This window comes from Peribacillus sp. BM1, from assembly GCF_056679975.1.
The window spans coordinates 591,034-604,185 of record NZ_CM155259.1 but is presented as its reverse complement, the minus strand read 5'-3'; the positions used below and the strand labels follow the sequence as shown (position 1 = coordinate 604,185).

The following is a 13,152-nucleotide window of genomic DNA, read 5'->3' as shown; positions in this document are numbered from 1 at the left end:
GGGGGTGGAGTGATGAAGATAGAACGATTTACAGAAGGCGCCTCATTAAAGCGTTCGGTAGATTCAGGGACGGCTGAACAGCGCAAGACCGTACAGGATATCATCTATGAAGTTAGAAAGTCTGGAGATGAAGCGGTTGCTCGTTACACAGAGAAATTCGATGGTGTAAAGCTTGAACAATTTACTGTTTCGATGGAGGAAATTGATGAAGCGGCAGATGGACTAAGTGAGTATGAGCGATCGATCATCGAAGAAGCAGCAGTAAATATCCGCTCTTTTCATGAAAAACAGCTAAAGAATTCGTGGATTTCGACAGATGAAACAGGAACAATGCTCGGACAAAAACTAACTGCACTTGATGCGGTTGGTGTGTATGTACCGGGGGGGACGGCTGCGTACCCATCATCAGTATTAATGAACGTGATCCCTGCGAAAGTAGCAGGCGTGGAACGAATCGTAATGGTTTCCCCTCCAGGGAATGATGGGAAGCTGTCTAAGTCGGTTATGGCAGCAGCGAAAATCGCAGGTGTTACGGAAATTTATAAAATCGGTGGTGCACAAGCGGTTGCGGCACTTGCATATGGAACAGAAACAATTGAAAAAGTCGATAAAATTGTCGGGCCTGGAAATATTTATGTAGCGTTAGCGAAAAGAGAAGTGTTCGGAGACGTAGCAATCGATATGATTGCAGGGCCGAGTGAGATTGCGGTCCTCGCCGATGAAACAGCTATTGCTAAAGAAGTAGCAGCAGATTTGCTGTCACAGGCCGAGCATGATGCCAGAGCTTGTAGCGTGTTGATCACCACAGAAGGAAGTTTAGCTGATGAGGTGGCAAAAGAGGTGGAAAAACAGTTGTCCTCGTTGCCGAGGCGAGAGATTGCCGAAGTATCTATCCGGGATTATGGGAAGATTATCGTGTGCGAGGATATGAATCAGGCGATTAAAGCCGTTAATACACTTGCACCAGAGCATCTTGAAATTATCACGAAAGATCCACTGGAAGTCATGGCTCAAGTACGCCATGCTGGTGCCATTTTCTTAGGGAGATACAGTACGGAGCCAGTCGGTGACTACTTCGCCGGACCAAACCACGTACTCCCGACAAATGGTACAGCCCGTTTTTCAAGCCCACTAAATGTGGACGACTTTCAGAAAAAATCAAGCATCATCATGTACAGTCAAACAGCTTTTAGAAAAAACGCAGAAAAAATTGCAACCTTTGCCCGGCTCGAAGGCCTCGAAGCACATGCCAGAGCTGTAGAATCACGTGGGAAATAGCGTCTGACCCCTAAACGGGCCACTTCAAGGCGTTGATAAACTTAAATTTGCGCAAGGAAAATAGATTTGGGAAATGGGGTCTGACCCCTAGGAGGAGGTTCGTATGGAACGTGTTGGTAGTGTTGTGAGGAAGACTGGTGAGACGGATGTGAAGCTTGCGTTTACGGTGGATGGTGAGGGTGTATCTCGAATTGAGACGGGTGTGCCATTTATGACACATATGTTGGATTTATTTACGAAGCATGGTCATTTTGATCTGACGGTTGATGCTCAAGGTGATATTGAAGTGGATGCTCATCATACAACAGAGGATATTGGGATTTGTCTTGGGCAGGCATTAATCGAAGCCCTCGGTGATAAGCGTGGAATTAAGCGCTACGGAAATGCATTTGTGCCTATGGATGAAGCATTGGCACAGGTTGTTGTCGATCTTAGCAACCGTCCACACTTAGAATTCCGAGCAGAGTTTCCCGCGCAGAAGGTTGGGACATTTGATACCGAGCTTGTTCATGAGTTTCTCTGGAAATTAGCGCTTGAAGCCCGTATGAATCTACATGTAATTGTTCATTATGGTCAAAATACGCATCATATCATTGAGGCAATTTTTAAAGCTCTCGGAAGAGCCCTTGATGAAGCGACAACGATCGATCCACGTGTAAAAGGAATTCCTTCTACGAAAGGATTGTTATAAATGATTGGCATTGTCGATTACGGCATGGGCAATTTGTTTAGTGTTAGTAAAGCCCTCGAACGTTTAGACGTAGAGTTTTTTATTTCAGATGACCCTGCCGAACTGGCAAAGGCAGAAGGAATCATTCTACCAGGTGTTGGTTCGTTTAGAGATGCCATGATTTTACTTGAGCATAAGGAATTAGATGTTTTTCTGAAGAAACACGTAGACAACGGTGGATATCTATTAGGAATTTGTCTAGGTATGCAGCTATTATTCGAGGAAAGTGAAGAAAATGGACCCGCGAAAGGTTTGTCACTAATTCCAGGGAAAGTCACGCGGTTTTCTGGGATAGATTCCAAAAATCATGCCTATAAAGTTCCGCATATGGGCTGGAACAAACTAACTTTCAACAATCATTCTCCTCTTTTAAAAGGACTTGAAGAGGATTATGTATATTTCGTTCATTCATACTTCGCAGTGACAAATGAAACGGAGGTTGTAGCTGCATCTGCAAAATACGATGTGGACGTGCCGGCGATTATCACAAAAGGAAATGTATTCGGTATGCAGTTTCACCCGGAAAAAAGCAGTTCAATGGGCATATCCTTATTAAAAAATTACTTGTCACTAGTGAAAGGGAGGCAATAAGATGTCTAATTTCACAATTTACCCTGCCATTGATATGCGCGGTGGGAAATGTGTTCGTTTAATTCAAGGCGATTACAATCAAGAAACTGTTTATGGTGATTCACCGTTTGACATGGCAAAAAGTTTCGCCAGTCAAGGGGCAGAGTGGATACATATGGTCGATCTCGACGGAGCAAAAGCAGGGAGCAGAATCAATGATTCGTATGTGATTCAAGCAGCGAAAGAGCTAGGTGCTAAAATACAAATTGGTGGTGGAATCCGGACAGAAACAGACGTTGTCCACTATCTTGAACGCGGCATCCAACGTGTCATCCTTGGTAGTGCAGCCGTTTCAGACCCGGAATTTACCAAAACAATGCTTAGTAAATACGGCAAGCAGATTGCAATCGGCATCGATGCAAAGGACGGTAAAGTCGCAACACACGGCTGGCTCCAAACATCAGAAACGACAGCAATTGAACTTGGCAAAGCATTAGCTGATTGCGGGGCAGAAGTGTTTATTGTAACGGATATTGCAACAGATGGCATGCTTTCTGGCCCGAATGTGGAAGGAATTGTTGCGATGGCAGAAGCGACTGGCAAAGGCGTTATTGCCTCAGGTGGAATAAGCAGCCTACAAGACCTTATCACGTTAAAGGAATATCAAAATCATGGGGTTATTGGAGCCATTGTCGGTAAAGCGCTCTATACGAATCGGTTTACAGTCAAGGAAGCATTAGAAAAGGTGCGTGATTAAATGCTCACTAAACGAATTATTCCATGCTTGGACGTGAAAGAGGGCAGAGTGGTTAAAGGCGTTCAATTCGTATCTTTACGAGATGCAGGCGATCCCGTCGAACTTGCTGCATTTTATGATCAAGAAGGGGCTGACGAACTAGTATTTCTTGATATTTCCGCTTCGCATGAAGGGCGGGAAACGATGGTTGATGTCGTAAAGGCTGTTGCCGGAAGTCTTGCTATCCCATTTACTGTTGGTGGCGGCATTAATTCCCTAGAAGATATGAAACAAATTCTCAGAGCGGGTGCTGATAAGGTTTCATTAAACACATCTGCCGTCCTACGTCCAGAATTAATTACAGAAGGTGCAAATTACTTCGGTTCACAGTGCATCGTAGTGGCTGTTGACGCACGATGGGATGAGTCGCTCGGTTCATGGCGTGTCTATACGCATGGAGGCAGACGAGCAACGGATTGGGAAGTCATTGCTTGGGTAAAAGAAGCGGTAAACCGTGGCGCTGGGGAAATCCTTCTTACTAGTATGGATAATGATGGTGAAAAACAAGGCTTTAATCTTGCCTTGACAAGGGCAGTGAGCGAATCGGTATCGGTCCCGGTTATTGCCTCTGGAGGAGCAGGGATTGCCGCTCATTTTGAAGAAGCTTTTACAACAGGCAAAGCAGATGCGGCGCTTGCTGCTTCGATTTTTCACTATAAAGAAACGTCCGTTAAAGAAGTGAAAAGCTTTTTAAAACAGAAGGGTGTTGTTGTAAGATGAATCAGCGAATAAAATTTGATGAAAAAGGCTTGATTCCCGCTATCGTTCAGGATGCCGTAACAGGAGAAGTGTTAACACTAGCGTATATGAACGAAGAGTCTTTGCTACTTTCTATGGAAAAAGGTGAAACCTGGTTCTTCAGCCGCTCGCGTAATGAGCTTTGGCATAAAGGAGAAACAAGTGGAAATACACAAACTATTACTGAAATAAAGTATGATTGTGATCAAGACGCACTAATCGTCAAGGTGAATCCATCAGGTCCAGCCTGTCATACCGGTACGACCAGTTGCTTTACGGAAACGTTATTTGAGAACGGAAACATAGCCACTCAAGTAAAACCTGATGCAAACTTCTTATTGGAATTAGAAAACCTGATTGGAACGAGAAAAGAAACGATGCCTGAAGGTTCCTATACAACTTATTTGTTCGAAAAAGGCGTCGATAAAATTTTGAAAAAAGTTGGGGAAGAAGCAGCTGAAGTTATAATTGCAGCAAAAAATCGAGATCATGATGAACTTTCGCTTGAATCCGCAGATCTTTTGTATCACTTGTTCGTTTTATTACAAGAACAAGAACTGCCATTTGCAGATGTGTTAACCGTTTTACAACAAAGACATGCAAAAAAAGAATAAATGTAAAATGGGAAAGGTATCATGTATACTTTTCTCATTTTCATGTCTAAAAAAATACAGTGAACGGCTTCGTGTTAATTTTGGCCAAACGCTCGGGGATTTCTTTGAAATTCTCCCCTTTTTGGTTATTCTTACTTACAATCGCAACGAGATGCCAAGATTCTTCCAGTATGTTATAATATGAAGGTTAAACAACTACTAGATGGAGGATTCCATGGGCAAAGATTCTAAAATGAATAAACAAGCTAAAGTTTTCTCCTTTCATCCGACAGGAGAATATTATTTTACTAAAGGTTTAAAAGCTTATCACAGACGTGATTTATATAATGCTAAAAAGTTTCTTATGCGTGCATTTGAATTGGAACCTACAGAAACGATGATTGCATGTCAGCTTGCGGTTACATGTACAGAAATCGGCGAATATAGTTATTCAAATACTCTACTTGAAAACATTCTTGGGGACATGGACCCTTTTATGACGGAATGCCATTATTTTTTGGCAAATAATTATGCGCATCTTGGCATGTTTCAGGAAGCTTATCGCCATGCAAATGCTTATCTGGATAAAGAGGAAGACGGAGAGTTCAGCGAAGACGCGGAAGATCTTTTGGATTTAATTACATTAGAATCAGGTGAAACCGAGGAAAGTTTGATTCATCAAGACGGCTTGATTTACCAACAGGAAAAAGCTCGTGAATGTTTAGAAGCAGGTAACTTTGAAGAAGCCGTTGGAGTGCTGAAAGAAACCATTAAAGAATACGCAGAATATTGGTCAGCGTATAATAATTTGGCGCTTGCTTATTTTTATCTTGGAGAAATAGATAGAGCCTTTGAAACGTTAGAGGAAGTGTTGGAAAAAAGCCCTGGAAATTTACATGCACTATGTAATCTATTGGTTTTCCATCATTATCAGCAAAGTGAAGATAAGATAGATGCACTGGTCATGGCTTTGGAAAAGGTCCGACCGATTTTAACGGAGCACCGCATCAAACTTGGTTCTACATTTGCTCTAATCGGGCGATATAACCTCGCGTATAAATGGTTGAAGCAACTTCAAAGGCAAGGACATGATGGTGATGATACCTTTTATTATTGGTTAGCTGTATCTGCCTATCAAATAGGTCATGAGCAAACCGCCAAAAAGGCCTGGAAAAAGGTATTAGAATTAAACCCTGACAAGGAAGGGTTTGAACCGTGGGGAGATATGAATGCTTCTCTTAATGGATTTGAGGATCATTTGCCTTCAATCTTGAAACGCTTCGAAAGTGATTATCTAGAGGAACGGATATTTGCTCTTTTTTTAACGAAGCACTCGGTTAAAAAGGACCATATTCTGAAGCATCCAGTTCTTTGTAATAATCCACTTCTTACGGATGTTGAAAAAGAATATATGGAGTATGTGGAACGGCAGAAATCAAATCAAGAGAACTCGGCCATTGAATTTGCCGATCGAACAGCGGAAATTCTGTATGCACACTTCCATCCAATCCAGCTCATGGAGGCAGGCCTTTATTTAACCTGGTTTTCGGTGTTTGTAGAAGCGATGAAAAGTGAAATTAAACTTGTGAATCCAACAGGATGGGCTGCAGCTGTTGAATATTCTTGGTATAGGTTACGTAATGAAAAGAAAAGTCAGCAGGAAATTGCCGCTAAGCACTTGATCTCAGTTTCTACTCTTGGAAAATATGTTAAATTGGTGAATAGCTTACTTCAGTGAGCATAAATTTGGACGTATTTTTATTTGTTATATAGGATGTAAGTATATAGGAAATACTAAATGTAATGATTATCGGGAGTGAAAACTATGACTGAAGAAAAAATATACGATGTAATTATTATCGGTGCTGGGCCTGCTGGTATGACTGCAGCTGTTTATACTTCTCGTGCGAATCTCCAAACATTAATGATTGAACGTGGGATTCCAGGTGGCCAAATGGCTAATACGGAAGAAGTGGAAAACTATCCAGGGTTCGAGACGATCTTAGGACCGGAACTTTCTACAAAAATGTTCGATCATGCCAAGAAATTTGGCGCTGAATATGCTTATGGTGATGTGAAGGAAATCGTCGATGGCGAAGAGTACAAAACTGTACTTGCTGGCTCAAAGGAATATAAAGCAAAAGCAATCATTCTATCGTCAGGTGCTGAATACAAGAAAATTGGCGTGCCAGGTGAGAAAGAATTAGGCGGACGCGGGGTTTCATATTGTGCGGTCTGCGATGGTGCATTCTTTAAACAAAAAGAATTGTTCGTTATTGGTGGGGGCGATTCTGCGGTCGAAGAAGGTGTGTATTTAACTCGTTTTGCTTCCAAGGTTACGATTGTACACAGACGTGAAGAGCTTCGTGCTCAAAAAATTCTTCAAGACCGTGCGTTTGCTAATGAAAAGGTTGATTTTATTTGGAATCACACTTTGAAAGAGATTCATGAAAAAGACGGGAAAGTAGGCAGTGTAACACTTGTTTCGACTGCGAATGGAGAAGAACAGGAATTAAATGCGGATGGTGTGTTTGTTTATATCGGTATGAACCCTCTTTCTAAACCTTTCGAAAACCTAGGTATTACAAATGCTGGTGGGTATATTTTGACTGATGAAACGATGGAAACGAAAGTACCTGGCATCTTTGCAGCAGGTGATATTCGTGAAAAAACACTCCGTCAAATTGTTACGGCTACAGGTGACGGCAGCATTGCTGCACAAAGCGCCCAACATTATGTGGAGATGCTGAATGAAAAGCTGAAAGTAAAGTCTTGAACTTTTTACAATTCGTAATTCCGTCTTAATCATGCTGTAACATAGATGCAATATCTTTTGGTTATAGTTAGGGTAGTAATTGACCCCCTTTTATAAATATAAACTCGTGGATGGCACAGATGTTAACATCTGTGTCTTTTTTTTGTCGAAGGACATGGGGGACGGGTCTTCGCGACTTACTCATATAGCCAATCTACTTTACAGAGATATTTACTTTATTAAGAAAGTACTTCAAATTCCGGCTCTGCACCGTCACCATTGTGATTAGGCGAGTATAGCGTGCTACAGGATGGGTCCTTCACAGTAAATTGTGACGTTTTAACGGTATAGGAGTTTTGTATGTAACAAGTATGGAAAATAATTTCCTGATTCTTGTTCATTGTAGCTCGTATCTAAAAATAGTATAATAGAAGTTAAACAAATGTATCGCAGAGCTGTCTAATTCATTTCTTCTGCTATGTGTAGTTTTACATAGCATGGAAGTTTCACTTTATAAATTTTTGTACAAGACAAATACTGGATTAGAGTCGATTGAGGTGAAGAACGTGCAACGTGTCACAAATTGTGTGTTAGTCAGGGACAATAAAACACTTCTTTTAAAAAAACCGAGAAGAGGCTGGTGGGTTGCTCCAGGAGGCAAAATGGAGGCTGGTGAATCTGTTCGTGATGCCTGTATTCGGGAATATCGTGAAGAAACAGGCGTATATTTAAAAAACCCAGCAATTAAAGGGATTTTTACGTTTATCATTAAAGAAGGCGATAAAGTTTTAGAAGAGTGGATGATGTTCACCTTTTTCGCTACCGAATCAGATGGAATTAACGTGGATTCATGTGACGAAGGAGAACTAAGCTGGATTGCTATTGATGAAATGAAGAATCTTCCAATGGCTGAAGGTGACTACCATATATTGGAATATATGACTCGTGGAAGCGGAATCATCTACGCCACCTTTACGTATACACCTGAATTCAAGCTGCTTTCATATCGGCTTGATCCGGGTTGAATAAATAGAAAACTTTGGGGGGATTACATTGGGAATAGGACAAATTGGTGAAACGCAATTAGTCATAATTACAGGCATGTCTGGAGCTGGAAAAACGGTTGCTGTTCAAAGTTTTGAAGACTTAGGCTTCTTTTGTGTTGATAACTTACCACCCACGTTACTACCCAAGTTTCTTGAACTGATGAAAGAATCTGGAAATAAAATGAATAAAGTTGTGTTGGTTATGGATTTACGCGGCAGAGAATTCTTCGATCATTTATTCAAAGCATTAGATGACTTAGCTGAAACATCTTGGGTAACTCCGAAAATCCTTTTCCTTGATGCAGATGATGAAGTGCTTGTACGACGCTACAAAGAAACGAGGCGTACGCACCCACTATCGCCATTGGGTCTTCCGCTAGAAGGAATTCAAATTGAACGTGGTTTGTTAGAAGTGTTAAAGGGACGGGCACAGATCGTTTATCAAACATCTTCGCTGAAGCCACGAGAATTAAGGGAAAAAATCTTAACAGAGTTCTCAGTTAACAAGAAAGTGATTTTTACTGTCAATGTGGTGTCTTTCGGATTTAAACACGGTATCCCGATTGATGCGGATCTTGTTTTCGATGTCCGCTTTCTGCCTAATCCATTTTATATCGAACATATGCGACCAAAGACTGGTTTGGAAGAAGAAGTGTCAAGTTATGTGCTGAAATGGGGAGAAACACAGAGGTTTTTAGAAAAATTGATAGATTTACTTGCGTTTATGCTTCCTCAATATAAGCGGGAAGGGAAATCTCAGCTTATCATTGCAATTGGATGTACGGGTGGTCAGCACCGTTCCGTTGCGCTTGCTGAGTATCTGGCTAGCACATTCCGGAAAGATTATGTCACTCATGTAACGCATCGTGACATCAAGAAGATTATTAAGGAGAAAAGTAATGCCAAATGAAATTGAGCAGCCAAGAGTAGTTGTCATTGGGGGCGGTACAGGTCTTCCTGTGTTACTTCGCGGACTGAAGAACTACCCAATTGATATCACGGCGATTGTTACGGTTGCGGATGATGGTGGTAGTTCTGGCAGAATTCGCGATGAAATGGATATTCCGGCCCCAGGAGATATTCGAAATGTTCTTGCTGCGTTATCAGATGTGGAGCCTCTTGTTGAACAAATGTTCCAGCATCGTTTTGCAAGTAAGAATGAACTAGCGGGGCATTCGCTGGGGAACTTATTGTTAGCCGCTATGACCTCGATTACTGGGGACTTTGTCCATGCAGTCCAAGAAATGAGCAAAGTACTGAATGTAAGAGGGAAGGTGTTGCCATCCGCTAACCAAAGTGTAGTTCTTCACGCGGAGATGGTCGATGGAATGGTTGTAAGCGGTGAGTCAAAGATCCCGTTCTCTGGGAAAAAAATCAAACGCGTGTTCCTTAGTCCTAACAAAATTAAACCGCTCCGAGAAACCATACAGGCAATTAAGCAGGCTGATTTAATTGTCATAGGACCTGGGAGTTTATATACAAGCATTCTACCAAACTTACTTGTACCAGGAATTGGTGAAGCAGTTTGTAAATCAAAAGCGAAGAAGGTCTATATCTGTAACCTGATGACTCAAGCAGGAGAAACGCAGGATTATACAGCTAGTGACCATATACAAGCTATTTACTCTCATATGAATTGCTCATTTATCGATTGTATTCTTGTAAATAATCAAGAAATTCCACAAAATGTTCAAGATCGCTATAAAGAGGAATTTGCAAAGCCGGTTGTTTTTGATGTTGAGAGTCTAGAAAAACTTGGAGTTAAGATTGTTCAAGGGCAGATTTTTAATTTTGAAGGAAACTCCATTCGGCACGATACAAAAAAAGTAGCGCGTATGCTTTATCAAATGTTATTAAACGAAATTAAAGAAAGCGAACATTCTTAAAAAAGGATTGTCTTGACTGCTTCCCTTATGCCTGTCTTGTTTCTTCATGGTTAATAAGAGTCTGTTCAAATAACTAGATTTTGTAGCCAAGGACCGGTGACAGTTTTTCTGATTGGAGGTGAGAATCTGTGTCTTTTGCTTCGGAAACTAAAAAAGAATTAACAACACTAGAAGAAAAGGATTGTTGCGGAAAAGCTGAATTATGCGCTTTAATTAGAATGAATGGATCGCTTTCGTTTTCGAATAAAAAACTTGTTGTAGATATTCAAACCGAAAATGCAGCGATTGCCAGAAGAATCTATACGCTCCTAAAGAAAAACTATAATGTGCAGATGGAATTGCTTGTTCGAAAGAAAATGAAGCTGAAGAAAAACAATGTCTACATTGTTCGTTTATCTTCTGGAGGGCAGGAAATACTGTCTAACTTAAAAATCGTTGGAAAAGGATTTGAATTTTATCATAGTATTGCACCAGAACTTATTGCCAAGAAGTGCTGTAAACGTGCTTACTTAAGAGGTGCTTTTCTAGCGGGGGGTTCTGTCAACAATCCGGAAACATCATCGTATCATTTAGAGGTTTACTCCATTTATAAAGAGCATAATGATGCACTTTGTGAGTTGATGAATGTATTTGGTCTCAAGGCGAAGACCCTTGAACGAAAAAAAGGGTATATCACCTATTTAAAAGAAGCTGAGAAAATAGCAGAGTTCCTGAATATTATTGGTGCTCACTCAGCGTTATTGCGGTTTGAAGATGTCCGGATTGTTCGCGATATGCGTAATTCCGTGAATCGGCTTGTGAACTGTGAAACGGCGAACTTAAATAAGACAATTGGTGCCTCCTTAAGGCAGGTAGAAAACATACGATATATTAAGGAAACGGTTGGTCTGGGTATTTTACCGGACAAACTCCGTGAAATTGCGGAACTTAGAGTGGCTTATCAAGATGTTACGTTAAAAGAGCTTGGGGAAATGGTTTCAGGTGGGAATATTAGCAAATCGGGAATTAATCACCGCTTACGAAAAATTGATGAAATAGCTGATAAAATGAGAGGCGGAGCAGGTCTCGTAGCCCAGAAGTTATAAAGAAGGAGGAAAAGATATGGTTGAGAAGCAAGTGGAGGTCCGCCTGAAGACAGGTCTTCAAGCAAGGCCAGCTGCCTTATTTGTACAAGAAGCAAACCGTTTTAAATCAGACGTATTCCTTGAAAAAGATGGAAGAAAAGTGAATGCCAAAAGTATTATGGGGTTAATGAGTCTTGCAATTGGGTCTGGAACGATCATTCAACTAATTGTGGATGGTAGAGATGAAGAAGAAGCCATTTGTGCCCTTCAACAATTTGTTGAGCAAGAAGCGTAAAGAATGATTAATCAAACAACGGAAATTACTGAAGTTGTTATGATGAAGGTGCTTAGAAACATGGCCGATTTACAGGTAAAGAGGAGAATATCCTTTCATGCTGCAAATTCACATGTGCTAGGCATCTTTTTGTATATGTAATCAAACATATTGGTATCTGTATTCTTGAAAATGGTGGTATATATTTAATTTAAAGGGTCGACCCTTATGAGACACCCTCTTATTGGGGTTTAGAAAACTCAATATAAAGGTAGCTTCTAAAAAAACGCCGAGCTAAATGCTTCGGCGTTTTTTAAGTACAATTATTTATCTAGAGCTTTCTTAACGTCATCTATACGAGTGATGACTTTGTCGATTAATCCGTATTCTAATGCTCGTTCAGCTGTCATGAAGTTATCGCGATCCGTATCTTTTTGAACAACCTCTATTGGTTGGCCTGTACGTTCGGAAAGAATTTCGTTCAATTTGTCCTTTAAGAACAAAATGCGTCTTGCGGCAATTTCAATTTCAGTTGCCTGACCTTGTGCTCCACCTAATGGTTGGTGAATCATCACTTCACTGTTTGGAAGAGAGAATCGTTTGCCTTTTTCACCAGCTGCTAGTAAGAAAGCGCCCATAGAAGCGGCCATTCCGATACAAACTGTTGAAACTTGAGGTTTGATATATTGCATGGTGTCATAGATGGCCATTCCAGAGGTAATGCTTCCTCCTGGGCTGTTAATGTACAATGTAATATCTTTATCAGGGTTTTCTGCCTCTAAGAACAATAATTGAGCTACAATTGAATTTGATACATTATCGTCAATTGCACTACCAAGCATGATGATTCTGTCTTTTAATAGACGGGAATAAATATCATATGCACGTTCCCCGCGACTTGTTTGTTCAATAACTGTAGGAATTAAATTCATGCTAATTTCCTCCTCTAAGTAAAAGTTATATCTCATAGGTAAATCCTTAATATATGTATGATACACTTCATGGTCAATTAAGGTCAAACAAAACAAATCGAAAGGAAGATGTTTCGTTCGACAAAAACCAAAAAGCTGTTTCTATAGCTCAAATTATGATATCTAGAGCTCGGATGTTAAGTTCTGTTTCCACGTTATCCATACTACCCAAATTTCTGTACTTTAAACCGTATTACCACTTGCAAACAATGTGAAACTGGCATATAATAAAATTTGTTGAAAAATTATTTCTGCCCTCGTGGTGCAACGGATAGCACGTAAGATTCCGGTTCTTGAGATGTGGGTTCGATTCCTGCCGAGGGCGTCATTAGTAAAAGACTGTCTCATAAGGGTCTGACTTTATATTCTACACACAGTATATCGTATTATACTGTATTTTGTAGGTATGCGGTCTGACCTTTTCTTTTTTTGAATAGATATAGAATGAGTA

The 13,152-nt window shown here is 40.6% G+C and carries 15 protein-coding genes and 1 tRNA gene; 15 read left to right on the top strand and 1 reads right to left on the bottom strand.

Annotated features, from left to right (window positions below; genetic code table 11):
* Nucleotides 1–12: 12 nt before the first annotated feature.
* The 14 genes from hisD (at nt 13) to AC1MGI_RS02965 (ending at nt 11,892) form a co-directional block, all read left to right on the top strand.
* On the top strand, nt 13–1,278 hold the full coding sequence (hisD, locus tag AC1MGI_RS03030; protein WP_480348416.1) for a histidinol dehydrogenase: 1,266 nt from the start codon (nt 13–15) through the stop codon (nt 1,276–1,278).
* A 103-nt stretch (nt 1,279–1,381) separates the two neighbouring features.
* The gene (hisB, locus tag AC1MGI_RS03025; protein ID WP_403075659.1) at nt 1,382–1,969 is read left to right on the top strand and encodes an imidazoleglycerol-phosphate dehydratase HisB; all 588 of its coding nucleotides are present in this window, start codon (nt 1,382–1,384) and stop codon (nt 1,967–1,969) included.
* Nucleotides 1,970–2,599, top strand: coding sequence for an imidazole glycerol phosphate synthase subunit HisH (gene hisH, locus AC1MGI_RS03020; protein WP_480348412.1), 630 nt, complete (start codon nt 1,970–1,972; stop codon nt 2,597–2,599).
* Between the two features lies 1 nt (nt 2,600).
* Nucleotides 2,601–3,335, top strand: a complete 735-nt coding sequence (hisA, locus tag AC1MGI_RS03015; protein WP_480348410.1) for a 1-(5-phosphoribosyl)-5-[(5-phosphoribosylamino)methylideneamino]imidazole-4-carboxamide isomerase — start codon at nt 2,601–2,603, stop codon at nt 3,333–3,335.
* The gene (gene hisF, locus AC1MGI_RS03010; protein ID WP_480348409.1) at nt 3,336–4,094 is read left to right on the top strand and encodes an imidazole glycerol phosphate synthase subunit HisF; all 759 of its coding nucleotides are present in this window, start codon (nt 3,336–3,338) and stop codon (nt 4,092–4,094) included.
* On the top strand, nt 4,091–4,726 hold the full coding sequence (hisIE, locus tag AC1MGI_RS03005) for a bifunctional phosphoribosyl-AMP cyclohydrolase/phosphoribosyl-ATP diphosphatase HisIE (RefSeq protein ID WP_480348407.1): 636 nt from the start codon (nt 4,091–4,093) through the stop codon (nt 4,724–4,726). The genes hisF and hisIE overlap by 4 nt, the downstream gene beginning before the upstream one ends.
* A gap of 214 nt (nt 4,727–4,940) precedes the next feature.
* Nucleotides 4,941–6,443 carry a tetratricopeptide repeat protein gene (locus AC1MGI_RS03000; protein WP_480348404.1) on the top strand — a complete coding sequence of 501 codons (1,503 nt, stop codon included), beginning with the start codon at nt 4,941–4,943 and terminating at the stop codon, nt 6,441–6,443.
* A gap of 87 nt (nt 6,444–6,530) precedes the next feature.
* Nucleotides 6,531–7,481 carry a thioredoxin-disulfide reductase gene (gene trxB / locus AC1MGI_RS02995; protein WP_480348402.1) on the top strand — a complete coding sequence of 317 codons (951 nt, stop codon included), beginning with the start codon at nt 6,531–6,533 and terminating at the stop codon, nt 7,479–7,481.
* A gap of 545 nt (nt 7,482–8,026) precedes the next feature.
* Entirely contained in the window at nt 8,027–8,485 is a 459-nt protein-coding gene (locus AC1MGI_RS02990; protein WP_480348399.1) for an NUDIX hydrolase, read from the top strand.
* A gap of 76 nt (nt 8,486–8,561) precedes the next feature.
* Complete coding sequence (gene rapZ / locus AC1MGI_RS02985) at nt 8,562–9,416, top strand: RNase adapter RapZ (protein WP_480349687.1); 855 nt, start codon at nt 8,562–8,564, stop codon at nt 9,414–9,416.
* Nucleotides 9,406–10,392 carry a gluconeogenesis factor YvcK family protein gene (locus AC1MGI_RS02980; protein ID WP_480348396.1) on the top strand — a complete coding sequence of 329 codons (987 nt, stop codon included), beginning with the start codon at nt 9,406–9,408 and terminating at the stop codon, nt 10,390–10,392. Before rapZ ends, AC1MGI_RS02980 begins: the two co-directional genes overlap by 11 nt.
* A 128-nt stretch (nt 10,393–10,520) precedes the next feature.
* Nucleotides 10,521–11,477 (top strand): DNA-binding protein WhiA, encoded by a 957-nt coding sequence (whiA, locus tag AC1MGI_RS02975; protein WP_480348394.1) that lies wholly within the window; start codon nt 10,521–10,523, stop codon nt 11,475–11,477.
* A gap of 16 nt (nt 11,478–11,493) precedes the next feature.
* On the top strand, nt 11,494–11,751 hold the full coding sequence (locus AC1MGI_RS02970) for an HPr family phosphocarrier protein (protein ID WP_049683129.1): 258 nt from the start codon (nt 11,494–11,496) through the stop codon (nt 11,749–11,751).
* 3 nt (nt 11,752–11,754) lie between these two features.
* The gene (locus AC1MGI_RS02965) at nt 11,755–11,892 is read left to right on the top strand and encodes a hypothetical protein (RefSeq protein ID WP_480348393.1); all 138 of its coding nucleotides are present in this window, start codon (nt 11,755–11,757) and stop codon (nt 11,890–11,892) included.
* 161 nt (nt 11,893–12,053) lie between these two features.
* On the opposite strand, the gene clpP is transcribed toward AC1MGI_RS02965, so the two are convergent.
* Nucleotides 12,054–12,662 carry an ATP-dependent Clp endopeptidase proteolytic subunit ClpP gene (clpP, locus tag AC1MGI_RS02960; protein WP_480348392.1) on the bottom strand — a complete coding sequence of 203 codons (609 nt, stop codon included), beginning with the start codon at nt 12,660–12,662 and terminating at the stop codon, nt 12,054–12,056.
* 292 nt (nt 12,663–12,954) lie between these two features.
* Here clpP and AC1MGI_RS02955 point away from each other — a divergent pair.
* A tRNA-Arg gene (locus AC1MGI_RS02955) sits at nt 12,955–13,026 on the top strand.
* Nucleotides 13,027–13,152: the final 126 nt, after the last annotated feature.